Raw genomic sequence first — 22,549 nt, forward strand, 5'->3', positions numbered from 1 at the left:
AGCGTTACCTAGATCCTCACGCGTTCCCGTTCCGAGCGCCCGCAAACCACCATGGTGAAAGTTTGATCAAAAGAGCGTTCACCATGTTCAAGTAAAGTCCACTTCAAAGTCAGTCACGCCAGCGGCCAGCATCGCTTCGTACCCGGCATAGGCCCCATTCAAGCTCTCGACGTGCCCTGCTCCACCGTCGATCGCGTCAATGATTTGCGCAACCGTGGCCATATGCCAGGCGTCGTCTGTTCCTTTCAATGGCCGTATGTCTGCCAGGGTAACCTCGGCAGGGTCTTTCGATAGTTGCCGAAGCAATCGTTGCTGGTAATCGAACAACACGCGTTGGTCTTGCTCGGCAAGTTTCAGCGAGAACCCCAGCCCCGTGTCGTACCCCGCTTCAATGGCAACCGCGAAACCTGACACAACCTCTTGCTGTTTGATCGCTTTCGTAGCTTCGGCTGCCAGCTGCGTGCCGACGGCTTCTAGGTCTTCAGGTACTTCTTCCAGCCAATCGAGACGCACCTTGCCTGTAATGCCGTCGACCTCATGCCACGACGAGCCCGCCACGCTTCGCACTTCGGATTCAATCGCCACGCCCACCAGCACATCATTCATGGCGGCCAGCAGGGCCTTGGTAATTTCAATATTCGTCATCAGGCCAATATCCCAAAATCAAGGCGTGCCTCGTAAAAATTCACACTGCCGCCGCTCTCGGTCCCTTCCATACACTGCAGGTAATGGTTGCCTTCGCTAGGCTTCACCATGCAGGTAAACGCCATGCGGTAGTAAGCATTGTTGCGGTTCTCGATCGTCTCGATGGGGGTGCCCGTGGTTGCGTCTAACTGCACACCGCCATGGTTGGCCGTGCTGTCCCAGGCCGCAAAGTTGCCCATGACCTCGATGTTCTGCTTCTGCCCCAGGATGAATTCCACCCGCAGCGAGGTGTCGTTGTTCCACGCACGATAGCCGCCGTTGTAACTGTGGCTGGTGTCGTCGAAGACATTGAGTCGGTGCAGCATCTGGTTGTAGTAATTCCAGATCCCCAGCTTCCCCTCGGAAAGGTCTAGCTGCGTGCTGCTGTTGGTGTAGATCGAACCGACCCACACGTGATCGGTGGCCCCTGTCAGCACCCACACGCCATCCTGCCGCGTCAATGCCGTCGCGCGAGAGGACGAACCGAAGCCGCCTGATGTCCACTTCTTGAGGGCCAGTTGCGGGCTGCCTCCGTTGTAGTCGATGAAGACATCGTAGGCGGAAGACGAGGCAATCGAAGCCGCATCGACATCGTTATCGCTGGTCAGGTCGAATGAGAGACTGCTGATCTCCGCCAGTCCCCAGGCCGAGCCCGTGTAGAGACGAGCCAGGTTATCGCGAAACGGCAGCAAGTAAAGCACCGTATTGCCTGTATCGTCGGTCGTAACGTAGGGCTCGGTGTTGGAAGGGGTTAGGCGATGGCCTACGTGATGAGGCACAGGCACTGCGTTATCGTGCAGGTCTTCCAGGTCACTGATTGCAGAAGCATTCTGGGCGGCAATTAACGCGGTTCCCGACATATAGGAAACGACATTCACACCGTTTACGGTCAGTGAGTTGCCAATGGTTGCATTGCGTGCAATCCACAGATCTCTGGGCCTGACTGAAGACGTGCCAACGTCATAAGTGTTGTGCACCTTGGGAGCCAGGAAGCCCACTCCCGTCTCTTCCCAATACTGGTGGATCCCCTTCACCCAAGCTGCTTGGCCTGCCCCATCGGTCTTCAATAGGTACTGGTTGGTGCCATTGGTAGGCGGCATCTTAGTTGGGCCTTGGCTGAACCCCGTCAGAATGCCACCCGCAAACGTGAGGTCATCCCCAGCCGCCGTTTGGTAAGTGTCATCCGCAATGGCTCCGGCGAAGACCGCTTCCGTGGTGGCCTGAAAGGTTTCCAGGTCATCGATGTCGCCAGCGTTTTCCAAGATGCTGGCCGTAGCGGCTATCTCGAACGATTCCAGGTCACCAATATCACTGGCGTTGGTCGCAATATCTGTCGCATTGGTGGCGATGTCATCAGAGTTGGTCGAGATGGAAGCCGTGGCCGATGTCTCGAACGTCTCTAGGTCATCAATGCGGGTGTCGTGTGCGGCGATGTCGCCCGTGTTCGTGCTGATATCCGAAGCGTTGGTAGCGATGCTTACAGTGTGGGCACTGATCGTCACGCCTTGGCTGCTGACGGTCGTTTCCAGCGTGCCGACGTTGCCCTCCAGCGTGCCGACATCGGTTTCCAACGTCGTGACCCTGCCGTCTAGTTCCGTCGTATCGCCACCACCGCCGCTATCACCCCCACTGTCACCGCTGCCGCTCGATGAATCGGAAGAGGACGAACTTGCCCCCGAACCACCGCCAGCACCTGACAGCAGTACCAACGTCGCGGACACGCTCGAGACTTCCATCTCGTAGCTGGTCGGGTTGTAGATGAACAGCAGCTCTCCCTCGGTCAGGTCCAGCACGGTCGAGCCGCTGACGGTCTGCCAATGCCGGTGCCGCTCGGTGATCTCTTCTTCGACCAGATTGGTATCCGCTGGCTGATCCTCGGAACTGACCCGCAGCTTGTGGAAAATAAAATCCGCGTTCTCTTCGTCCAGGTCGTTCTCTGCCGCCAACGCTTCGACCTGGTCGGCGGTTTGAAACTCGTCTGTGTCGCCAATGCGATTGGTTCGGCAAAGCAGGCTCAGGTTGCCAGGGATGTTGGTATTGATCGACGTTTCTGACGAGCGAATCCTGGCCGTGAAGGTCAGTAGGTAATTGCCGGTTGTGTTGATCCGGTGAAAGCCGCGAGCCTGCAAGCTTTCGGTCTCGCTCGAATAAGGCAGGCTCCGGCTCAAACCGAACGGGACAAGTTCAGGATTGTCGCGGCCATCGAACGTGAGGATACCGCCAGGCTCCAGCGTTGCCAGTGTCGAGCTATCCTTAATAATCACCCCATCCAGGACGGTCCCTTGCGACGTGGGAACGATCCAGCCGATCTTGAACGTGTACCCCTTCCGCTGCGAATCCTTGAACGTCGTCTTGGGGCAGCCGTCGAAGTCGACGAACTTATAGGCACCCGCCCCTGCGACCAGGTAGAACGGGGTTTCCTCTTGGCTGGTATCAATCGCCAAGCCATCACCCCAGGCCGGCGGGCTGTCGGTCTCGTAGCCGATCATGGCCTGCATCATGCCGGTTTGCGTGCATCGTCCTTGCCGCGCGGGATCGACCGGCTGCGGGCCGTTCAGGTAGAACAAAGCCGCATCGTGTCCCTGGCGTGATGCGGCCGAAGCTCTGCCGAGGCGCAGCGCGAAGTCAACTTCATCGTTGGCCTCGATCGCGTCGTATGCGTCGTCGCGGTCTAATTGCGGGCCGACAATGGCAAACGGTGGAATGCGTTCGTCTCCCGAGTTCTTAAATCGTAGCCAACGCTGGGCGTCGGTTGGCCGACTAGGGCTGTCCATGCTGTACTCCCCTGGCCTGTTGGTGTTGTTGCTGCCAGAGCAGGTTCTGGCGGACCTTTTCGAGAAGGCTTTTCTCTTCGAAGGTGGCATCGAGCAGAAGCTGCTCAGAGTTGAGCGAGGCCGTTGTCTTCGAGGCCAGCGAACCACCCGTTTCGATCCGCCACGATACCTGGCGAATCGCTCCGTCCGGCTCGATCGGTTGCAGCCCCACATACTGGGCGCTGGCAATCGGCTGAGGTTGCCGCTGCCTGGTGGCCTGATCGAGATAGAAGCGGGCCTGCTGCGAAACCTCGTTCAGGTTGTCTCGCACGCGAGAGGTCTTTTCGTCGTGCTTCACCTCGAGCGCAATGTCGCTGCGGTGAATCACCAGCGGATTGTCGCGGAATGATTTCCGGCCTCGCAGCATGCTCCAATGGTCGAGTGCCCGCGTGTTTTCGCGTCGCCAATGAACCGCAATCCGCAGCCGCAGATCGGCCGCTTTGCGCAGCTGCATGGTGCCGTTGTCGATGTAATTGAACACCGGCTCGGCAAAGCGAACGATGCCGCGACGATGGTCGACACGAAACGAGCGCTGGTAACGCTGCTCGGGATGGGTGGTCAGATTTCCACTGGGGGCCTGGGTGGTTTGCTGCTGCTGGGCGTTCAGCTCTCCCTTGGCAAACGTTCCATAGACCCACGGCAGGCGACGCTTGCGGGTCTTGTCGGGAAGCAGGTCGTCGTCGATTTGCAGCGATAGCAGCGGCAAGACTTCGTCGATCGAGTTCAAGCGATTGCCGAGCTGTTTCGGCACGCCTGGCAAATACTCCGGCACCTTGATGCGGTACATCTTGAAGATCGACTGCTGCGAAAGCTCTTGGTAGCGTGGGTCGACGTTGTCGGTCCAGGGGCCTTCGAACGCCCAGCCTTGCTTGGGCTTGTAGCTGAGATCGTCGATCGGTTTGATTTCTCCGTCGATGTCTTCGCCCACCGCTTCCAACTCGAAGTCGACCTGGTATTTTGTCGGACCAGCAACCAGTTCGATGCTTAGGGGAAGCTCGGGCGGATCGTAGCCAGAGCCCGCTTGCAGCAGAAAACGATTGACCGGCAACGGCTTGCCATGCCCGACCGGTTCGAGCGAGACGCGTCCGTTGGTCTTCAGCACCACGGTGCAGCCGACCGTTTCGGCCAAGGCCGCCAGGGCCGAGGCCGGGTTGGCGATGTCCCAATCAATAAAAGGCCGGGCCTGGTTGGGCATGCGAGAAACGTCCCCGTGCTGCACGCCCATCGCCGCCAGGCACAGCTGGGCCAAATCGCGCGGGGACTTCTCGGTGCCCGGCACGATGTGCGTGGGGTCTTCGGTGCGTAGATTGTATTGGCCAGATAGCTTGCCCAGCCGCCATCGCCAGCGTTGGTCGAGCAGTTCGAAACGTACGATCTGTTCGCCGCGCGGCGTTAGCTCGATGTGCGCCGCATCGACGCGGCAGTCTGGCAGTTCCACAGTGACGCCGGTGCCAGGGTCGACCAGGCGAGCTGTCCCCTGCCCCGCAGGATTTGCCGTCCCAGCCACGCAGCGAACCTGCACTTTGCCAGGCTGCGTGCCGTGCGACAGGGTGTAGCTGACCGAGAGATAGTCGGTGATTCCGGGGTAATAAAAGATGGGTTGAGTTGTCATGTTACGACCTCGCTGCGGTGAAGTTCGTTCCCAGTTCCGGGAAACGGGATGTCGATTGAAAGTGGATGCTCAAGTCGGCCACGACCCCCTGCGGATCAAGCACGTTGGCCGCGTCTGCTTGGCAGGTGATGGCATTGGTGACGGTCTTGCTGCGGAGGTCGCCTTGAAAGCTCAACGTGCCAGAGCCCCCTACGACAGCGTTTCCGCCGAGCGTTCCGGTCGTTTGATAAAAGAGGCTGCCCCCTTCGATATCGAGCTGAGAAAGACCATCGGTGCCGCCCAGGGTGACGCTGCCGGCGGTGATCCGCATCGACGTGATATCACTTCCCGCGTTAGCAAAGCAGGTGACCAGGCCACCATGCACGACGACATCTCCTAGCGTCGCATCATCCCCCATCAGCAGTTGCACATCGCCGATGGGGTCGTCGGCGTAACCAACTTGCAGCGTCCCCCACACCGCCGACTGACCGGCGTATTGCGCCGAGGAAACGCTGCCGCGATAAACGCGAAGCACGTTGGATGCGTGCGTTCCGAGAAGTTCGATCGCGTACTCACCCAGGCGAACCGGCGTCGCGCTGTTGGCAATCACCACGTCGGTTTGCACGCTGCCCAGGTCGAGACGAATTCGTTCGCTTCCGTTGCCAAGCCCTTCGCCAATACGCACATCCGACGCTCCGATCTGCAAGTGCGTGTCGCGGTATTCGAGGTAGCCTGCCTGGTTCACCTGGGGAAGGCCGATGCTTCCGACGAAGCTGGCCCGGATGATCAACGCGTCGAGCGTGACCGACGATTGATCTAAGCCATACAGCATCGGGCGGTCGCTTGCTTCCAAAATCACCGTGTCTCCATCCGCCGGCACGCTACCGGTCGACCAGTTTTGGGCGTTGTCCCAGTGCCCCGGCCCGGTCGGTGAGACAAGCGACGTGATGCCGATCGTCTGCGTACCTGCCCCAAGCAGGTTGGTGCCGTCCGATGTGATGACCGTGATATCCTGCCCGGCCAGGCTTCCGGTGAACTCGACCAGCCAAGGTCCACCAGCGGGGCCGCTGACATTCACATCGCCGCTGCCGATGCTAGAGGTTCCTTCCAACGCGGTCTTCACGCTGGCAGAGGTGGCGTTGTAGGCGATGCCGCTCGACTCGCTGCTATCGTAGCTAAGGGTGAACGTGCCGCTGGTTACGCTGGCCGACATGGTTAGCAGCACCTGTTCGTTTTGATGAGCCACGGCGGCCTGAACGGTACTGATGGCGACGCTGCCTCCGGTCAGGTTCGCGCCGCTGGCGGTCATCTGCCCGACATCGGTTCCGGCCAGGCTGCCGGTGAACTCGATCGTCCAAGGCCCGCCGTCATCGCCGCTGACCGAGACATCGCCACTACCGATGTTCGAGAGGGCTTCGAGCGCCGTTTGAAGGTCGGAGGAAGACTGATCGTAATTCAGGTTGGCGGTCGTTTGCCCTTGAAAGGTAAGCGTAAAGGTCCCACCCGAAGGATTGCCTGGCAGGGTGACGACCTGCACTTCGTTGGTCGAGTTTCCACCGACACTGAAGGTCGTGCTATCGACCACGGCGTCTTGGTCTAAGCCCGATATCGACGAGCGAGCGACTGTCGGCGCGAGCACAGCCTGGCCCGCTTTCTCAGCGACGATTTCCACTTCAATCGTGTAAGTGCGCGTCGTGGCGGTGGTGGAGGTGGTGCGAACCATCGACAGCGATGCGCTGCTGGAAAGTCCATAGACATGCGCCAGCAGATTGAGCCACTGCGCATCGGTATGAAGAGAAGCAACGGTCCCGGAACCTGTGCTGTCGGGCTCGTTAGGTAATAGATAGAACCCGATCGAGGCGGTCTCGCCGAGGGCCTGAGTCCCGCTGATTGTCAGCCGATGATTGTCCCCCGGTTGACCTGCCGCAGTCGTTGCCACGCCGACCGATTGCCCGGCCAGGTTTGTACCGTTTCCGGTTAACAGCGTTTGTGTGCTTGAGGCCCGCGTGCCGATGAACTCGACCAGCCACGGCCCGCTGTCGGGGCCGCTGACCGATACCTGGCCACTGTCGATATTCGATAACGCCTCGAGCGCCGATTCGACGTCGGCGGCCGATTCGTCCAGCGTTAGGTTGCCGGTCGTTTGCCCTTCGAAGCTAAGGGTAAACGTCCCGCCGGTTAGCCCCGCCGGCAGACGGATCTGCTGAATCATGTTCACGCCATCGCCGCCAGATTGCACCACATCGACGGCCACTTCGGCGTTGCCGCCGTTGATGGTTGCTTCGGTGATGATGAAAGGGGTGCCAGCGTCCGGCCCCGTCAAACGCAGATGCGCTGCCTGAGCGTCGGTCGCGGCCACCGACGTGGCCATGGGAAACTCGGCAATCGCCGCCGCTGCGATCGCCGCGGATAGCCCCTGGTAGACGTTGGCCGGTGTGCCGGCAGTTGCCGTATACGAGACTGTCTTTCGGTTGATGGTAAGTGTGAACTGGTCGCCAATTTCGACGTTATCGACGGTAACGCGGTCGACCTGGGCCACGCTTTGCGCGTCGCCGCGCCAAATACAGATTGCCATGGATGATTCCTGTTAGGGTTGTTGGGGATCGTGAATGAAGTGTGTGCCGAGCCATGAAATTTGAAGGCCCCTTTCGTTACCGAGCTACTGCGAGCATCGAGGGGGCTACGCGGCACGGGTAAATCCACGCGTCAGGGCGAAACGCTCGGCAGGCCGTACAGCGGCGCGGCTGCCTCGAAATGGTATTGCCAATGGACGGTGAAATTGCGGGTACTGTTGCCGACCCAATCAGGCGAGCGGCGCGTGATCTTCGGGGCCTGGGCCAGGTTCGCGTGGCCGAACATAGGCGGCGGAACACTGGGATACACGGCGTAACCGGTCGCGGTTCCTGATTGGGTGGCCAGGTAGGTCGTGGCGCGGCGTAGTTGTTGTTTGATCGGAAAGCCCAACGCTGTTTCGATATGGGCATAGCGCGGCCCGCCGCCAGCGGTGCTGAGCGTTTCGTTGAAGTTCATCACAGCGGCGATGCTTCCACGCACGGGAACTTCCGCCGAGATCTGCACGGCAAACGAACGCCGCGTGGCGTATTCTGGGCCGTTGCCTTGCGGAAAGTCGGGGCCCTGCGTCACGTACACACCGCCGCGGGTGTCCCGCACTTTGAGCGTATGTTGCGACTCGGTCACGCCGTCGGAAAGTAGCAGCACGACATCTTCGTTCTGCCGCGCGTAGGCGGTGGTCAGCGCATCGATCTTGGCATCGAGGTCGGCCTGGCCGCTGCCGAGCAGCACGCCTTGGATGGTCCAGGCCACCGTATGCGCGACCGGGACGCCGCCGCTGTTTAAGATCGGCCTTTTACTGATGGCGATTTGTGGCTCGCCGATGGGGTGCGTATACTCGCCTTTGGTTAAGTACATGTTCTGACCTTGCGTGTGAGTGTCGTCATGAAATATGTGGTTCAGCTCATCAGCGAAAACACTGGTGAAGCCCAGGTATTGGAGGTTGAAGCCTCTTCCGCCGAAGAGGCGATCGGCATGTTCGATGCGTCGAAGTTCGCGGTTTCGATTGTTCCACCGGAAACGCTCGACCAGGCCGCCGAAGAGCGTGCAAAACAGCTTGTGGCTTCAATCGCCCACTGGGATTCACACGCTATCGCGTTGCAGCTAACAATCCTGGCGTTCGTGGCGGCTTTGTTCGTCGGATGCGTTGTGTCGACTGCTTTGCGTTCCCAAGTCGATCGTGGGAGTGGCGATTCCAAGCGATCTAAACAGAGCGACGCGGAAAAAGCCTTGTGGATTCATACGCTTCAAGACCGGTAATGGCGGGTGCGGCTAAACCGATGCGGGGCTCGGCGTCCGCTTCTTCTCTCTCGGATGCGTGTGCAAAACACTTTTCCCTCAGCGAGATTCGCACGTGTCAGCCGAATGCCCCTTGGCTGTTGGCCAGACGCTGCTCGATGGCTTGCATCACGCGTTGAAAAATCATCTCGTCGCGCTGCTGAACCAGGTCTACCGTTTGCTCGGCCAGGCGAGCCACCAAGGCGTCGTCGCGCGAAGCAGCTTCTACCAACGTAAGTTTGAACTCGCGTTGGTCACGAAGTTGAATTGTCTCGCTTGCCGTCTGCTCGCCGCGCCGGGCAAGTTCCGGCGACGGCGCGCGGCGGGGTGCTTGGGCCTGGGGGGCGAACGGAATACTTACCTGCGGCAGGGTGCTTCGTGGCGCTGAGAACACCGGGTCGCTCTCGGGCTGCGCTGGTGACCGTTCGCTGGCCGATAACGGCGTGTGGTGCCCCTCGTCAGGTTCGCTTTCTGGTGGGTTCTCGGCGAGGCGTTCTTTCACGCTGCGAACCATCGAGGCCAGTGCTGGCCCGGATTCTTGTCGCCGAAGTGGGGCCGCATCATGCGGTGTTTGCGTTAATGCTTTCAGCTGCTGAAGACGCTGTGCGTCTGAGTTGGTCATGAGGGCTCTCCGGGGGTTAAGCGCTGGATCATTTCGACCTGCCGGGCCACGTCATCCAGTTGGGCGAAGTTGCCTGCCAAGATCGGGTCGTGTTTCAAGTGGTTGGGCACGCCGTGAAAGTGCGTTGCTTTGGCCCGCCGCCACAGTTGGTAGGTGCGCCAATTCTTGGCCGAAAGGCGAAGTCGCCGGGCGTGGTCGGGACTTTGCTTGGGGCACGACGAGCAAGGTGTAGGAACGCCCGCAGGCCGCGGTTGAGGGATTTCACGCCGGTTAGGGCCAGTGCGAACGGTTTGCCGCTGACCGGTCTCTAGGTCGTAAATCCATTGGCCGCACTGCTCGCAATCGATCGAAGCGGCTCCGGGGTGCAGCAGCAGAAGTGCTACACCCTCGGTTAGTTTTTTAGGTCGGCCTCGGCTTGGTAAGCTTCCGGCACCTGGCCAGTGTCAGGCAGCGGATCGGAAGGACGCGCGCCGGCAAGGATCGCGTACACTTTGTCGAAAAGCCCTGGCACAAGCTTCTGAATCTCGTCGGCCGATACCTCGCACGATGCGTTCCAGGTCGTCACGTGGGCGGCGATGGCGTGGGCCAGCAGCTCGGTGGCCGTCGTGCCGCTGGTTTGCCGAGCAACGGCCTGGGCAACCTGATCCCGCGCCTCATGCGTCATCGGGCGGTAGGTGAAAACCAAAGCAGCATGCAGGCCAGGCACCGCCGCAAGACAAGCCTCGTGCGTGTAGCCATCGTCAATGAAAAGTAAGTCGGTCATAAGTCTTGTGTTTATGGGATGAAGTGTTAATGGAATTGAATGCAGTGAAACGCTCGCAGCACCCATCTTGTCCCTTCTCCTTCAAAGAGAGAGCTAGGGTGAGGGATTAAGAACAACGCGCGCCTATCTCTTCACTCGGTAGGCCCGTTCTACGTTTCGTTCGTGTTGGTGAAGCGAATCATCGGTCGGGCATTCGCCTTGTCTTGATATGCCTGTAGCGTCACTTGAGGGCGGATCGACTGCTTGCCGCGAATGTTGATTGGCGTTTCTGGTTTTTGCAAAAGACCGAAGTCGATCGTCAGGCTGTCGCTGCCGTTATCGAAGGCCAGCTGCGCGGCGCTCACCCCTGATGCGGCGATCTCGTGTAGGTGATCGGCAAAGTCGGCGTTGTGCGGCGTGGTGAAGGCCAGCGTGATCGTTTGTTCGCCGGCAGGCAGGCTTGTCCGCGTTTGGCTGTTGTTGAAATGGTCGAGTTCGAGCCCGTTGTCGATCGTGAGAACCAGATCGTTGATGGCGATCGCGGTGTCGTCGAAAGTCCAGCTGGCATGATGATGCACGTACGGCAGCTTTTCCGATAGCGTAGAGCTGATGGAAGGAAACGTTCCGGCCGCTGTGGAGGCGTCTTTCGTTTTGCCTTCGAGCTGAAGCTCTAAGCTCAGCGGTTGTCCTTGCTTACTGCGGAAGATAGCCTGGGCGACCTTCAGGCCTCGGTAGGTCTCGACCAGTAGGTCCTTGTCGACGGTGGCGACCAGCTCTGGCAAGGTCTCGGCCAGGTCGAAGACGTCGGAAACTTCCGCGCCGCCTAAAAGGTACGGCAGCAGGAAATCAAGATCATCGGGCCGCGGCAAAAGCACGAGGTTTCCCCCTACCGAGGACGTGCCGGGCTGGGTGAAGTCACCCAGCGGTGCGCGCTGCCCTCGGATGCCGCCGCTGTGGATGAGGTTCTGCTGGCGGTTGAGGGTGCACGATTGAAATTCAAATTGTCGTGTGGCGAGACTGGTCGCATGTTGTGGTCCCAGACCCAGCTGGGTGGCATGTCCCATCGCTTGCATGTGTTCGCTTCCTTATTGCAAAACCCAGCACCGAACGACCAGGGTCGAGGCGTCGAGTTGATGTTTCCACGCGTCCGGCAAAACAACCGGAGCGTGCTCGACCGTGCACAGATAGCAGCCGTGCGCGGTCAAAGGTGATTGATGATGAAAGTGCTGTCGAATCGATTCCCGCCACGGCAGCAGCGTTTGCTGCGCCGTTTTGTTCAGGGCCGAATTGCTGAGTTTCACGAGCGTGACCTGAAAGCCGTAGCCGATATCGTTGCTGTGGTTGGTGCCGTTGTTTCCTTCGGCCTCGGTGACCGGGCACACGATCGCCCCGGTGGTTAGCTCGTTGTCGGCTGGGTTTAGCGCCAGGGGTTGCTGGCGGATGTTGGCCGCGGTAAGACCATCCAGGCCCAGGCCATCGATCTGGCTAACCACCGCATCCCATAGGGTTTCCCAAGTAGCGGGCATGGGTCGTCCTTTATTTGTCGTGGCGACACAAGCAACGCCACTGGGTTTCGAAGTGTTCTCGTCGTAAGCTGACGATTGTCCAAGCGCCGCTGCCAGGCCAAGTGATCTTGCCGCCTGGCTTGGGCTCGGCCGTGTCGAGGGAAACGTCCCACAGCACGAAGGTTGCCAGCGGAGTCTGCAGGCCGACATTCGCGCCGACGCTGGCCAGCTCGGCTTCACGCGGCAGGCACTTGCGGGCTTTTACCTGCGTGATGGTGGCGGTCGAATCTTGATAGGTCGCGTCGCCGATGTCGGCAAACGCGGTGTAGCTGTTCTTGTAAAGTTCGTACATCTGCGCGAGAGTCATGTGAGTCGCCCCCGCGAAGTCGATTCTTGCGGGCCGGCGATACGCTCGAGCATTTCGTCGATGTCGGCCAGTTCGCGATAAAGACTTTGCCGCAAGGCGAGGTGGTCGACATGATCTCCGGTACCGCTGGTGTTGGGCAACGCTCCGACGTCGGTGGAAGTCATGCCAGCCAACTGAGCCAGCACAGCATCGCGCCGGGTCAGCAGATCGGTGATGACTTCCGTTTGCGATTTGGTCATGAGTGGTTCCTTGGGAAACAAGTAAGTAACAATGCCAGGCAAACACCCTCCTGTCCCCTCTCTGTGCGAAGACGGTGGAGAGGGGACAAAATAAGACAAGAGGCGGGTGTTCAGGGCCACGCGGCCGTGTTCGCTATGCTCGTTGGACGATCGCGTTGAAGGCTTCGGTTTTCTGGGTAATGCCTGCTTGTTGGTAGGCTTGGCGACGGGCGTCGATTTCGTCGACGGCCTGCAGGTTGAACGAGCGGTCGTCGGTGTTTTTCTTTTTGAGCGTGACGTGAAAACGCTTCAGCGGTGTGCGGCCGGGGTAGTTCTCGCGTAGCCACTTGCCGTAGCTCTTGCGGTGCGCTGCGGCGGCTTGGGGTGCCCTGCCCTGCTTGGCTTGTTGGGGGGCGGTCGAAAGATCGAGTTCGGCTTCGGTCAGGCCGATTGCCGGGACGGCTGGGGTACCGGCAACGAGCTGTGCCGCTTCTTTTTCACGCAGGGCGTTCTCGCGCTGCACGATCTTGGCTTCCCGCTCGGCGAGTTCGGCGTAGAGGGAATCGAGGTCGTTGTCGGGGGGCTCTTGAGTTTGGTTCTTGGTCATGGTTCGTTCTTGGGTGGAAATGAATATGGGTTGGTTGAAAACGATTGACTACGCCGCGGTGTTCTTCTGCACGCAGCGTGGTTGGACGACGGCGACCTGGCCCATTTCGCTGCTCTTCGCTTTGAAGGCGATGTCGCGCTCGAAGTCGTCTTCGTTGCCTGCCGGAGCGGTGACCGTTTCGGGAGCCCAGTTCTGCATGTACTTGAAGGCCTTCGGGAAGTCGCCGTAGTACCAGCTGCTGCTGGAAGACGTGCGGGCCTTCACGTAGGGACTGGTGATCGGAGCGAGCATCCCACGGTAGGGGTTGTCGTAACTTCGCCCGGCCTGGTAACCGACGTCGGTCGTGGGTTGCGTGTACTGCTGCACCTGGGTGGCTTTGACAATCGACAAGGCCGTTTGAAAGAGCGCCCCGGGAACGACCAGCTGCCGCGCGCCGACGATGATCGGTTCGCCTGTGTCGGGGTCGATCATGTCTTCAAACAGCAGGTCGGCTGCCTCGATCGATTCATAATCGACCAGCGGGTTAGCCTGGAGGTTGTCCCAGTTGTGATCAGCGGCGTTGTTGCCGTAGGTGGCTTGAATGCCGCGGCCTTTGCGGTGATAGCGATCGACCAGCCCGAAGACGGTGTCGAGAATCCGCTTCTCCCAGTTGACAGCCAGCCACTGGCTGCCTTGGTCGGCCATGCGTAGGACCTCGCCGGTCTTGTCGAAGAAGATCGCTTCTTTGGAAACTTCAACGATGAAGCCCCGCTTCTCGGTTGGCTGCGTTTCGATCCAGTCTTCGGTCAAACTGACACGCGGGTAGCTGTCGCCTTCGTGAACTTCGCGGGCCCCGTCGCCCAGCTGCCCGACCCCAGGCAAGCGTTCCCACTTGTCGCCGGTCGGTTCGATGGTCACCAGATGCCGGGCGATCATCTCTGGCCGGGTGAAGTGATCCATCAACTTTTTGTGCATGAAGGTCTGATTGATGTTCGCAAACGCACCCGTGTTGATGCTCTCGCGAACCAGGTTCACGCCGGTCGGACGGCCGGCCATCGAGCCGTCCCAGCTATGAACGATCTCGTGCCCATCCGGCACGCAGGCACAAAATGCCCGACGAATCGAGTACTGCGACTCGGTAATCTCTCCCTTGATGATGGCCGTGCACAAGTCGCGCTCGGCCCGGTTGGCAGCATGCGATTCGTGCACGCCTTGCCGCCGCGCGTTACGTTTGCGGTCGCGCTCGGCAGCCGAATATTCGCGACCGAAGGCTTGCCAGTTTAAAAGTCCGTTGAGTGATAGCATGTTGTCTCTTTCGTGAAGTGTTGAGAATGTGTTGGAGAAGTCGTGTGGAAAACGTGAGTGAAGGAGCGATACCAGTTAAACCAAACCAGCCAGCTCGGCCCCCATCTCCCGTCCCCTCTCCCGCGAAGGGAGAGGGGACGGATGTGCGTTAGTTCGATAGGCTGATGGCCCAGCCTAGGGCGTTGAGGTCGACGATCAGTTCAGACGCGGCCCCGGTCTTCTGGCCGACCAGGCCTTTCATCTCGATGGCACTCGTCAAGCTGAACTCGGGGGCGAACGGTTCTCGGGCGAAGGTGCCGGGCCGGCGGACGATCTCTCCATCGATGCGGAAGATCACCCGTCCGTAACCGCCGACGCTGTCTGCCGCGAGGTATTCGATCTCGAAAGTGGTTTCGCTACCGTCGGCTGCAATTTCTGTGTCGAGCGTCAGCTGGGTCGTTCCGGCGGAAACTTCGCAGATCCAGGTCGTGCCGCCGTCGACCTTGTAGATGCCAGCGCCCCAGTAGTCGGCACGCGGCCCGGCCCCGTCGTCGGCCAGGAAGTTGTCTTCGGTCGGGGCGTTCTGCACGCCGATAGCCAAGACGTTGTCGGTGTTGCCGCCGGTTGGGGTGAACTTCAATTGCGATCGAAGCACGAAGCCATGCTGGTCGTCGAACTTGAAGATCTCGCCTTGGGTGGTTAGCAGCGCGGCGTTGTTGTCGGCTGGCGTGCTGCTGCCGGTGGTTAGCCGAGCGTACCCGCCACCAGCCGCGTCGGCGATGGTGAGCGCGGCACTGGCATTGGTTTTGACTAGATCAAGTTCGTTAGGAAGTCCGAGGAAATGCGTAAAGAACTCGGCAACGGTGCGCCAGCGCTTCATCGCAGAACCGGCAGGCGTGGTGTAGGTGGTCATGGTTGGTCTCTCTTGGGTTGAAGTAAAGGTGTTTTGGCTGACAGAAGTGTTTCTGTCGGGGAAATGTTTCGGTTAAGGTCTCCTCTCCCCTGCCTGCGGTGGAGAGGGGACAAGATGCGTGAGTTAGCCGGGTAGGCGTAGACGGGCTAGGAAGTCGTGTTCGTCTTTGGGCGGGTCGTACTGGTCGGCTTCGTCCGGGGCGGCGGCGTGGATGGGACGGGTTTCGCTTTCCAGGACGCTGGCGACTTCGCCGCCGTCGAGGTACTCGAGCATGGCCTCGCGCTGCTTAAGGGGACGAAGCATCCGCCGGAGCGAATCATTGGGTGAGATTCGCAGCTCGCGGCAGACCGAGTCGATCAATTGATCGTGCGCTGTGTTGGCTGGGGCGTTCCGCGATTCGGTCAACGGTTGATTGCTGGGATCGACCTCAGACTGGGTGAGCAGTTGCTTTTGCTGCTGCACGATTCGATGAAGCTCGGCCAAGATGGCCGGTAGATCGTGCGCTGGGTCGTCCAGCGCTGCAATCACCATCTGCCGCAGGGCATCGAGCAGCGACGCATTTTCCGCGGACTGCGTATCGGATGGCGCGATCTCGTAGTTGAGCAGCGGGTCGTTGGCTCGCTCGGCGGCTTCCAGCACACGAAACTTGCCGGGGAATTGTTGGAGTGGCAGCTCGCTGAGAACCCGGCGATAGGTTTGCGTGGGCGGCTTCGCGGGCGTTGTTTGCTGTTGCTCGAATAGTCCGTCGCTGGTGGCTGGTCGCGTGACCAGGTCGACGCTGTTGACCGCCGTGATGCGTTGGACTTGTTGAAAGTCGCCACTGGGGACCGCTTCGACCTGGGCATCGTGCGAGAGACCAAAGTTGCGGGGAAACTTCTGGGCTCGCTCGACAATCGAAGCTGCCAGCGGATGAGTGGTGACGTAGTGCAGGTCGGCGAATAACTCGCCATTGAGCGTACGCACGTTCTGCAAGTTGCCGAAGTGCACGTCGATTTCTCGCTCGTCGCCAGGCATCAGCCCGTGGTTAAGAAAGACGGTGACACCTTCGTACAACGGGGCTGCGGCGGCTAGAACTTCCGGCGGGTAGATGCGACCGTTCTTCGATTGATTGCCGCAGATCTTGACGTTGTGGATGATGCCGTTGTCGGTATCGACATGAAAGACGAGTGGTTTTGTGGTGGTCGTAGGATTCATGCGTTATGAACTTCTGGGGAATGGGTGAATGGTGTTACGTGTGGCGATGTGGTTGCACAGCATCAATCCGAAGCCCAACGGGCGATCGAATGGATGAGGTGGCAAAAATTTCGGTCGCCCCTCCCGGGGCTAAACGCATCACGGCTTGTTGGTGTTTGATTGGCTTGCTTGTTTTTCGCGTTCTTCTTCTGGGTCGAGGTCGTATTTGGCGGCTAAGGTATCGGCCGACATGAGGCCTCGGTCGTAGAGCTGGGCGTCGACTTGGAATGTGTCGCTGCGTTGGCCGATGGCGGGGCTGGTGCCGGTGACGATCAGGTTCACGCATTGCCGCAGGTCGTTCCACGTCAAGCCGTATCGCCGTAGATTCAAGCGGCCCATCTCGAAGGTGATCCGCAGCACGGCCCACAGCATGCGCTCGTACGCTTTGCACAGCTTTTCCTGCTCGGCTTCAATCCGGCATACAAACGGGCTGCCGGCTTCCAAGATCGACGCATAGTTGTTGTTCGACGCGTCGCCGGAAATTAAATGCTCGGGCATGTTCCACCGAACGCCGACCGAACGCAGGCCAGCTTGCAGGACTTTCACAAAACCATCGGTCTGGCCGCCTCCCATGGGGCCGGCCTGAAACTTCTTGCCTTTGGTGTCGATAACCATTCCTTCGTGCCAATCGCTACGGCGTTCGCTCGCATAGCGGCCATCTGCCGAAAGCCGTTGGCCACTGCTGCTTTTAGGCCGCGCCAGGCTGCCGCCGATGTGGGTCGGATCGCCAATGCCAAGGTTGGCGGCACCTTGCGCGGCTTCGATAATCATGGCGATCGAAGCTTGAATCGCGGCTCCTTTGCTCATGCGGTGATTCAGCGCGACGGCATCGGCCAGCTCGGTGACGACCGGGTAAAAATCGGTCAGCCCTCGCTTCACGTGCCGCGGCGTGTTGCTCTTGATATGCACCACCCGGGCAGGCGAATAAAACCGCCAGGCGTTCGGGTCGGCATTCCATTGAATGAAGTAGCCATGCACGCGGGCGGCGTCGTGCGGGTCGGTGGCGATGCCATATTTCCAGCTCAGCGGCGCGGGGGCGTTCATGCGGCGTTCGAGGTATGCCTTGTCGGCTGGTTCGGTCAGCCAGGCAGGCTCGGCTCGACGTACCCGGACATGGCCGGCGTCTTCTTCCAGGACGAGAATCATCTCGCCGTCGACATGCTCGGCGGCGCACAGCTGCTGCTCGAAATCTAACTGCCAGTGGTTGTTGTCGAGAAACGCGCGGACGATCCGCTGCACCTCGGCCACCAGTTGCTGCGGGGTGTGCTGGCCGCGTATGGCGGTGGCCTGATAGTCGAAGCCGGTCCGCACGATGTAGCTGGTCAGCCCGCCGACGATGCCGGTGCCGTACGAGGTATGGGCCAGCGATCGAGCGGCCCCGCGCAGTTCGGCCAGGTGCCACTCGGTACTAAAGACCGGCCGCAAATCGCCGTCTGCCCGGTCGCTGCCAATGTCTGGCAATGCCGGACCAGCCTGGCCAAAGGGAAGCTCGGCGAAGCCTTGCCGGACAGGTGCCGGGTCGTGAAACGATTCGTGGACAACACGTGGCGGAGAAGCAGAAGCGTTCTCGACCAGCGCTAGTTCCTGACGCAAAAAATGCGTCTCTAAACGAGCCCGAAGCTGCGAGGCCTCGTGCACGTAGTCGGTTGGGGATGGGTTGCTGTGTGTCATGGGTGAAACTTTCGCGCGATGCAAAGGACTTGGGCGTGATCAAGCAGCCGATGGTTCATAGCGTGGGGCCTCCTCCGTTGAGCATGTGCGATAGCAAACGGATACCTAGTTCCAGGGCGTCGGGGCCGTCGTCGTGGGGGCCGCAGGGGAATTGTTGTAGCTGCTCGACCAGCAGCTTGGTGCCGCGGCTGTTCCGTTTGAAGTGGAGTTCGCCACGTGCCAGGTACGGCGTGAGTCCGCTGCGGATGCGTGCCGTTTTGTTATCCATGTTGTTGGCCGAGAAGAGGTTCAGCTCGAGTCCGCGCGCCAGGGCCAGCGGCTCGATCATGAGATTGAGTAGCTCTTGAAACTGGTTCGTTTCAATCACCAGTCCTTGCGGTTGGCTACTGGCGGCCACGTCGACCGTTTGCTGGGCAATGCGGGTCAGGTCGAGCCGTTCCAGGTGCGCGTCGATGTAAATGTGCCCCGAGTAGGTCAGGCGGCAATCGACGATCGCGGTGTAGTCCGATTTGTCGCTCTTGCCCTTCGACGGATCGAGGGCCAGGACCCGAATGTGGGTTTCGCACTGCAGCGGCCAGGCATCGAACCAGAAGTTGGGCATCTGGAAATAGTACCCGGCGAACTCGGCCCCTTCGCTGTCGAGGAACTGGGCGAGCATCTCTTGTTGAAAGGCCCGATCGCCGATTTCGCGCCGCGATTGTTCCATTTCGTCGGGCGTCATTAAGGGGTTCTGCCACGAAGGACATTGCCACGAGCGGTAGTGGACGGGGTCGGCCTGGGCCAGGTCGAAACGGTCCTTCACCCAGTTCGGTCCGTTGGGCGAAGTGAGAAAGAGAGACCATCCTTTTTTGTCGGCCAGCGCCGGACGTAGGGCCTCTTTCCATGAATCGACGCTGCCGAATGCCGCTTCGTCGTAGACGATGCCGTCGAGCCCGTCACCTCGGAGGCTGGCCGGCGAGGCGGCCGTTTTTAAGGTAACGCTGCCGCCGGTCGAAATTTCGATCCGGTGATCGGTTTTGTGGTAAATGAAGCCAGAGTTTCTGAAGCACTTGATCAGGTCGCGTTCGATCTTCTGCGTGATCACAAACGTGGGGGCGACCCACCAGATGTTGCCTCCGTCGAGCGCCCCTTTCAGGTGCTGCGGGTGCCGGGGATTAGGGTGGCCGTGTCCTTTTACACAGGCCGGCAGCCCTGCCCCGGTCTTGCCCCATCGGCGACCACAGATGGCCGTTTTGTGGCGGTGTGGATCGAGCAGCAACGGTCGCTGATGGGGTAGCGGTTTAGGTAGTGTGATCTCGCGGTTGGGGAGGTTCTTGGTCTGGGTCTGCTTGGTACGTTGAGTCTGCTTGGGCATGGGCGTCGTTCTCAAAGAATGTCTCGTCTTCGCGGACAATTACCTCGCTGGGCTTGCCGCCGTCGTTGATCGCGTCTTGTTGGAATTGAAGTTCGTGGTAGTGATCGATGGTCTGACGAATCGTGTTGACGGCCGTGAGTCGGACTTTCGGGTCGACGTCGAAATCGTCAGCGATTTCCATCGGGACCGAGATCGCAAGGTCGTAAGCTTTTTGCGGAATACGATAGCCTGTCGCCGGTTTCTTGCAGGAAGGTGGTTTCGCCATACAAATCATGGGGTAAGCCTGGTAAGTGTTTGGCCGCGGGGCACGCGGACGGTAAAGGAAGCAGCCGCTGGGGGCTGGTTCACGTGTTTAGATTGGATTGGAAGAGGGCTTAAGTCTTCCTAACTGTTGGCCCCATGTGTGCCGCAGCCCGAGGCCAGGTTTTGAAAATGTTGGCCTTGGGTTTTTAGGGCGAGCGAGACCTCGCTCAGCGAACGGCAGAGCTTGTCGTTCTTTTCTTTGTCGTTGGCTTCGATGCGATCGAGGATGCCTTCGTAATGTTTTTGTGTGGCCAGGTCTTTGGCGTCTTGTCGCCGGTCGAGCCGAGGGCGTTCGACCTTGACGTAGTAGTAGATCAGCCAGGCCATCAGGCCGCTCGAACCCAGCGACGAGATCAATGTGCCGAGCACGGTGTTGTCGGTCACGGCAAAAACAGCCAATGCCGCCGAGCCGAGAGGTGTCGCCAGGTAAACCATGGTGGTCAGCAGGTAGCCGGCCAGTTGATCGTAAAGGGGTGGAAGGGTCATGCGTTTTGCTTTGTGTGTGGTGGTGTGAATTGGGAGTGTGACCTCTGTGGCTAACGCCGTTGTTGCGTCTGAAACCAATAATCGACCAAGGCGTTCAAGATCGCTTTCACGGCCAGGCCCAGTAGCCACCAGGTGATGGGGCCCAGGGCCAGATCGCGGCGGAAGTTGGTATCGTGAAAGAGGCGATTGACGATGGCCGCTTTGCCGGAGGTCGCTTGCTCGGTCGGCCAATGATCGATGGCGGCCTGGACGACGCGGGTGCGAAAGTCGGGGCGGTATTGCCAGAAACGCCGAGCGATATAGGCCTTGGCACCGGTCGAAAAGGTCTGCCAGTGGCGGGTTGCGCCGGGTTGTGCGGTTTCAAGAGTGGCCAAGGATGCGTTCCTTTGTGGTTAAGCCAATCACCCGGCGAACGACCGTTTCGCCATCGACAACCAGAAAGGTTGGGTAGGCGGCCACGGCGTATTTTCGGACAAGGTCTGGCCGTGACTCGTTCACCACGTACACGGTGTGCCCTGCGCGATGCAGCTGATTGGCCAGCTTGTGCATCGGCCGGCAATAGATGCAGTCTGAGCGGGTAAAGAAATAGATGATCGGTTGGGGCTGCACGACACGTGAGTGGGCCGTGCTTGCCGCGGGTAACGGGATGGGGCGGTTGGCCTGGGTCGAGTCGACATAAAGCCAGGTGCTTGCGGAGAAGATACCGGCCAGCAGTAGGCCGTTGATTGCTATGCGTTTCATAGGGGTGATTTGCTTTCGTGATGTGTGTGGTGACTTAAACGAGCGCGTCTTCTGGCAGCAACAGGCTGGCTCGTGGGGCGTAGCAGCCGTACGAGCGGATCGAGCTGCTGACGTAACGCTCGGTGTCGTAGCCGTAGCCGGCGTCACCCCAGGTGCCCCAGCTGTTGGCGTACTTCAAGACGTACTGGCCGTCTCGTTTCATGGGACGCACTGCGTAGATCGCGTGCCCTGCCCGGCCGTAGTAAACCGGCTTCCACTGCAGCAGCGCTGAAAACAGTTCGTCGAACGAACCGATCTCGTTCCACTCGGTGAAGCGAAACTTGGCGGCCGTTTCTTCCCAGCCGCTGGGCAAATTGCCGCTCCACTGGTTCTCTGGCCAGACGTGATCGCCGTACGCCGCGCGGTTCTCCGGCGTATCGAGCGGAAGCACGCCTACCTGACTGATCTGCCGCATGTTGGCGTCTAACGTCGAGCCGCCATGACGCGAGCCGACGAACTTGAACACACTCAGCGGCGAAAGAAGCACGCAGAGGTTCGTGCCGACGGCTTTGTTTCGCAGGTACTCGAGCGCGCTGGTCGCCGAGTGGGACGCACACGAACCGAGCGTTTGCCGCTTAATGCGGGCTACGTACCGTTGGGCGAGGGCATAGTCGTGCTCGGCCAGAAGCTGGTCCCATTGGCTTCGCGGGATCACGTTTTGGTCGTTCTCGAATCGCTCGAACATCGAGCCAAACGTGTTACCACGCACCACCGCATCGCCGCGGCCTGGTTGGTTTAAATAGGGAAGTTTGGTTTCCGTCATAGATATTGTCTTTCGTGTGGATATCGCGCAGCGAACAAGTGCTGAGGCACTTCTTGCGATGCTTGCTGTGAGCTCGGTGGCGAGACTTCTTCCGACACCGAGCGCGTTAGATGTTGCCCGGCGGCGGTTTACTTGCCGCCGTGTTGGTTCCATTGGTCAAGCACTTGCTGCTTGGTCGGCGGCAGTGGGCCGCTATAAAGAAGCTGGTTCAGCTTGCCGTCGGTGGTCAGCGTGCCAATGTGCAGGCTGCTGCCGGGGTGGGCTTGGGTGAACGCTTCTGCGGCGGGGTGATCGGCTTCGTAAGCGCGATAGACCGAAGTTCCCCAATCGGTGTCGGTTTGCAGTTGGGCTAACAAGGCGTCGCGCTGGGGCGTGGCGGTGCTGCTTTCGGTGACGGTGACCACGGCTCGGGGGCCGCTGGTCGGCTCGATCATGATTTGATCGAGCCTAGGAAAACCGTTCGTTGCGACATGCCAGACGATCAACGCGACCATCAGCATCGGCACTACGCGGTTGATTACTTCTCGCATCGCAGCACCTTTCGACAGATGAGGTCTTTGAATACCTGGTCGGTGAGCGTGGCCAAATTGGCGTTGTCACCGCAGGCATCTCGGGCAACGTGGTAGGCTTCGATCAACTCGGCCGGGTTGCTGTGGTTGCGGCTGGGCGAAGCAGTGCTGGGCAAACGCGGCAGCCACTGCTTTGCCTGAGACCAGTTGGTGGCGATCAACAGCACGCTACACGCACTGAGACCACCACAGGTGATGAGGGTTGGAAGATCCATG

Annotated in this window: 25 protein-coding genes; 1 reads left to right on the top strand and 24 read right to left on the bottom strand. The window is 59.8% G+C overall.

Annotated elements, in window-relative coordinates; translation table 11 throughout:
• Nucleotides 1-87: 87 nt before the first annotated feature.
• From HOV93_RS19320 to HOV93_RS19340, 5 genes are all read right to left on the bottom strand, one after another.
• Nucleotides 88-645, bottom strand: a complete 558-nt coding sequence (locus HOV93_RS19320) for a hypothetical protein (protein WP_207398175.1) — start codon at nucleotides 643-645, stop codon at nucleotides 88-90.
• Nucleotides 645-3,458, bottom strand: coding sequence for a hypothetical protein (locus HOV93_RS19325; protein ID WP_207398176.1), 2,814 nt, complete (start codon nucleotides 3,456-3,458; stop codon nucleotides 645-647). Before HOV93_RS19325 ends, HOV93_RS19320 begins: the two co-directional genes overlap by 1 nt.
• On the bottom strand, nucleotides 3,445-5,109 hold the full coding sequence (locus HOV93_RS19330; RefSeq protein ID WP_207398177.1) for a hypothetical protein: 1,665 nt from the start codon (nucleotides 5,107-5,109) through the stop codon (nucleotides 3,445-3,447). The genes HOV93_RS19325 and HOV93_RS19330 overlap by 14 nt, the downstream gene beginning before the upstream one ends.
• Nucleotide 5,110: 1 nt before the next feature.
• Nucleotides 5,111-7,663, bottom strand: coding sequence for a hypothetical protein (locus HOV93_RS19335; protein WP_207398178.1), 2,553 nt, complete (start codon nucleotides 7,661-7,663; stop codon nucleotides 5,111-5,113).
• Nucleotides 7,664-7,794: 131 nt separating this feature from the next.
• A complete protein-coding gene (locus tag HOV93_RS19340; protein WP_207398179.1) occupies nucleotides 7,795-8,517 on the bottom strand; it encodes a hypothetical protein in 723 nt (240 codons plus the stop codon).
• 27 nt (nucleotides 8,518-8,544) lie between these two features.
• Here HOV93_RS19340 and HOV93_RS19345 point away from each other — a divergent pair, with 27 nt between their 5' ends.
• The gene (locus tag HOV93_RS19345; RefSeq protein WP_207398180.1) at nucleotides 8,545-8,919 is read left to right on the top strand and encodes a hypothetical protein; all 375 of its coding nucleotides are present in this window, start codon (nucleotides 8,545-8,547) and stop codon (nucleotides 8,917-8,919) included.
• 97 nt (nucleotides 8,920-9,016) lie between these two features.
• Here HOV93_RS19345 and HOV93_RS19350 read toward each other — a convergent pair whose 3' ends face one another.
• From HOV93_RS19350 to HOV93_RS19440, 19 genes are all read right to left on the bottom strand, one after another.
• Entirely contained in the window at nucleotides 9,017-9,559 is a 543-nt protein-coding gene (locus tag HOV93_RS19350; protein ID WP_207398181.1) for a hypothetical protein, read from the bottom strand.
• A 391-nt stretch (nucleotides 9,560-9,950) separates the two neighbouring features.
• Nucleotides 9,951-10,322: a hypothetical protein gene (locus HOV93_RS19355; RefSeq protein WP_207398182.1), complete on the bottom strand. Its 372-nt coding sequence runs from the start codon at nucleotides 10,320-10,322 to the stop codon at nucleotides 9,951-9,953.
• Nucleotides 10,323-10,471: 149 nt separating this feature from the next.
• Nucleotides 10,472-11,374 carry a phage tail tube protein gene (locus tag HOV93_RS19360; protein WP_207398183.1) on the bottom strand — a complete coding sequence of 301 codons (903 nt, stop codon included), beginning with the start codon at nucleotides 11,372-11,374 and terminating at the stop codon, nucleotides 10,472-10,474.
• A 12-nt stretch (nucleotides 11,375-11,386) separates the two neighbouring features.
• Nucleotides 11,387-11,827 (bottom strand): hypothetical protein, encoded by a 441-nt coding sequence (locus HOV93_RS19365; protein ID WP_207398184.1) that lies wholly within the window; start codon nucleotides 11,825-11,827, stop codon nucleotides 11,387-11,389.
• Between the two features lie 10 nt (nucleotides 11,828-11,837).
• Entirely contained in the window at nucleotides 11,838-12,173 is a 336-nt protein-coding gene (locus tag HOV93_RS19370) for a hypothetical protein (RefSeq protein ID WP_207398185.1), read from the bottom strand.
• Complete coding sequence (locus HOV93_RS19375; RefSeq protein ID WP_207398186.1) at nucleotides 12,170-12,412, bottom strand: hypothetical protein; 243 nt, start codon at nucleotides 12,410-12,412, stop codon at nucleotides 12,170-12,172. Before HOV93_RS19375 ends, HOV93_RS19370 begins: the two co-directional genes overlap by 4 nt.
• Nucleotides 12,413-12,545: 133 nt before the next feature.
• Complete coding sequence (locus tag HOV93_RS19380; protein ID WP_207398187.1) at nucleotides 12,546-12,998, bottom strand: hypothetical protein; 453 nt, start codon at nucleotides 12,996-12,998, stop codon at nucleotides 12,546-12,548.
• Between the two features lie 48 nt (nucleotides 12,999-13,046).
• Nucleotides 13,047-14,282 (bottom strand): phage major capsid protein, encoded by a 1,236-nt coding sequence (locus HOV93_RS19385; protein ID WP_207398188.1) that lies wholly within the window; start codon nucleotides 14,280-14,282, stop codon nucleotides 13,047-13,049.
• Between the two features lie 148 nt (nucleotides 14,283-14,430).
• Entirely contained in the window at nucleotides 14,431-15,174 is a 744-nt protein-coding gene (locus HOV93_RS19390) for a hypothetical protein (RefSeq protein ID WP_207398189.1), read from the bottom strand.
• A 123-nt stretch (nucleotides 15,175-15,297) separates the two neighbouring features.
• A complete protein-coding gene (locus HOV93_RS19395) occupies nucleotides 15,298-16,368 on the bottom strand; it encodes a hypothetical protein (RefSeq protein ID WP_207398190.1) in 1,071 nt (356 codons plus the stop codon).
• A 138-nt stretch (nucleotides 16,369-16,506) separates the two neighbouring features.
• Nucleotides 16,507-18,078: a phage portal protein gene (locus HOV93_RS19400; RefSeq protein ID WP_207398191.1), complete on the bottom strand. Its 1,572-nt coding sequence runs from the start codon at nucleotides 18,076-18,078 to the stop codon at nucleotides 16,507-16,509.
• Between the two features lie 55 nt (nucleotides 18,079-18,133).
• On the bottom strand, nucleotides 18,134-19,432 hold the full coding sequence (locus HOV93_RS19405) for a terminase large subunit domain-containing protein (RefSeq protein WP_207398192.1): 1,299 nt from the start codon (nucleotides 19,430-19,432) through the stop codon (nucleotides 18,134-18,136).
• Nucleotides 19,359-19,697: a hypothetical protein gene (locus tag HOV93_RS19410; protein WP_207398193.1), complete on the bottom strand. Its 339-nt coding sequence runs from the start codon at nucleotides 19,695-19,697 to the stop codon at nucleotides 19,359-19,361. The genes HOV93_RS19405 and HOV93_RS19410 overlap by 74 nt, the downstream gene beginning before the upstream one ends.
• Before the next feature lie 119 nt (nucleotides 19,698-19,816).
• Nucleotides 19,817-20,221 (bottom strand): hypothetical protein, encoded by a 405-nt coding sequence (locus tag HOV93_RS19415; RefSeq protein ID WP_207398194.1) that lies wholly within the window; start codon nucleotides 20,219-20,221, stop codon nucleotides 19,817-19,819.
• A gap of 50 nt (nucleotides 20,222-20,271) precedes the next feature.
• Nucleotides 20,272-20,595 carry a hypothetical protein gene (locus HOV93_RS19420; protein ID WP_207398195.1) on the bottom strand — a complete coding sequence of 108 codons (324 nt, stop codon included), beginning with the start codon at nucleotides 20,593-20,595 and terminating at the stop codon, nucleotides 20,272-20,274.
• Nucleotides 20,582-20,962, bottom strand: a complete 381-nt coding sequence (locus HOV93_RS19425) for a thioredoxin family protein (protein WP_207398196.1) — start codon at nucleotides 20,960-20,962, stop codon at nucleotides 20,582-20,584. The genes HOV93_RS19420 and HOV93_RS19425 overlap by 14 nt, the downstream gene beginning before the upstream one ends.
• Nucleotides 20,963-20,996: 34 nt before the next feature.
• Complete coding sequence (locus HOV93_RS19430; protein WP_207398197.1) at nucleotides 20,997-21,764, bottom strand: hypothetical protein; 768 nt, start codon at nucleotides 21,762-21,764, stop codon at nucleotides 20,997-20,999.
• 128 nt (nucleotides 21,765-21,892) lie between these two features.
• Nucleotides 21,893-22,294, bottom strand: coding sequence for a hypothetical protein (locus HOV93_RS19435; RefSeq protein ID WP_207398198.1), 402 nt, complete (start codon nucleotides 22,292-22,294; stop codon nucleotides 21,893-21,895).
• Nucleotides 22,282-22,548 carry a hypothetical protein gene (locus tag HOV93_RS19440; RefSeq protein ID WP_207398199.1) on the bottom strand — a complete coding sequence of 89 codons (267 nt, stop codon included), beginning with the start codon at nucleotides 22,546-22,548 and terminating at the stop codon, nucleotides 22,282-22,284. Before HOV93_RS19440 ends, HOV93_RS19435 begins: the two co-directional genes overlap by 13 nt.
• Nucleotide 22,549: the final 1 nt, after the last annotated feature.

Origin of the sequence: Bremerella alba (assembly GCF_013618625.1) — a bacterium.
GTDB classification, from domain to species: domain Bacteria; phylum Planctomycetota; class Planctomycetia; order Pirellulales; family Pirellulaceae; genus Bremerella; species Bremerella alba.